At 61.0% G+C, this 1,655-nt stretch carries 1 protein-coding gene; it reads right to left on the reverse strand.

Annotation, left to right across the window (positions count from 1 at the left end; translation table 11 throughout):
* Window positions 1-174: 174 nt before the first annotated feature.
* Window positions 175-1,284, reverse strand: a complete 1,110-nt coding sequence (locus ACMO6A_RS02205; protein ID WP_009307154.1) for a TerC family protein — start codon at window positions 1,282-1,284, stop codon at window positions 175-177.
* Between the last annotated feature and the right edge of the window lie 371 nt (window positions 1,285-1,655).

Below are 1,655 nucleotides of genomic sequence, written 5' to 3' on the forward strand. Positions count from 1 at the left end.
CCGTTCTCGGCGCGCATCCTGCCGCGCGCAGCGCGCTTCTTCGTGAGCGAGGAAGGCTACGACCTGTTCGCCGTCGAATAGGGAACTGTCCGACGAGAATCGCCTTCGTCCGACATCGACGAACAGGCATCAAACCGAACGGAAAGGGGCCTGCAGGCCCCTTTCCGACAAGCGCTACTTCCCTTCCGGGACCTCGTAGGACGGATCTTCCGATGCGGGGACGTCTTCCACCTGCGCGCCGATCTCGAGCGGTTGGCCGAACGCAGCGTTCGCCGTGTCGGAAGTCGCCATCAGCTCCTTGAACGACGCGGCGTCCTCTCCCGCCATGGGCATCATGACGTATACGTTGTTTCCGATGATGACCGGCGTGATGCGCTCGGGACGAGCGTCCGAAACGCCGGACGCGTCCGCATCTTGCGGCCGGGCGTCCTCGCGCTTCATCTGCTCCATCATCTCGGCGCGCACGCTGTCGATCTGCGCGGCAGTCTCGTTCTTCCAACGATCCTTGCGCCACGCGAGGAAGTTGGCGTTGTAGCGCATCTGGATGAGCTCGAGCACGATGCAGAACACCATGGCGAAGTACACGATCAGCTTCTCGAGCGGCATATGCAGAAGCTCGATGCCGGTATGGAAGCCCGCGCTGTCGATGACCAGCAGGCCGCCGATGGCCACGATGAACGTGAGCGCGAGCATCTTCATCTCGGGGTGGCCGTTGATGAAGTTCGAGATGGGGTCGATGAAGATCATCATGAGGAACACGGCCAGCATGACGGCGATGATCATGATGATGAGGTGGTCGGCCATGCCCACGGCCGTGATGACCGAGTCGATGGAAAAGACGAGATCCATGACCATGATGGTGCCCACGGCCTGCGGCAGCGCGATACGGTGCAGCGCTTTGTGTTCCTCGCAGTGCTCGGCTTTGAGCTCGGTCAGCTTGAGCGTGTCGCGCAGCTCGGCGATACCCTTGTATATAAGGTAGCCGCCGCCGACGAGCAGCACGAGGTCGCGCACCGAGAATCCGTGCGCGTAAGGCCCGAGGTCGATGGTGAACAGCGGCGCGGTCATGTGCACGAGGAACGATGCGAAGCACAGAAACAGGATGCGCATGACCAGGGCGCCGGCCAGGCCGAGCTTACGGCCGATATGCTGCTTGTCCTCGGGCAGACGGTTCGTCGTGATCGATATGAACACCAGGTTGTCCACGCCGAGCACGATTTCCAGGAAGATGAGGCTGACCAGGCTGATCCATGCCTCGGGTGACGCGAAGATTGATAGGTCCACGGGTTGCAAGCTCCTTCTTCGAGTTCCTCGTCTGTTCCGCGCGGGGGACGTCCATAAAAAAAGACTCATGGCGCGGCCGCATGAGAGCGGACCGCGCCATGAGTCTCGTTATTTAAGACACGCCAGGCCTTTCGGCCATGATGTTGATCGTGCCGCTTGCGCTTTCGAAACGCAAGCCAACTACTCCCCCACGGGCGTCTGGTATCCTACCACGACGCAGGAACTCCATAATGACCGAAACCGTAATTCAACACAACGCGTACATATCGCGTTGTCGCAGGCGCTTGCACGCGGGGCGCGGCGGGCAATGCTATAATGCGCAGAGCGCAACGTGGGTTGCGCGCCGATCATGCACATCGTCGCAGGAGACG

Origin of the sequence: Eggerthella sp. (assembly GCF_048329335.1) — a bacterium.
Lineage (GTDB): Bacteria > Actinomycetota > Coriobacteriia > Coriobacteriales > Eggerthellaceae > Eggerthella > Eggerthella lenta.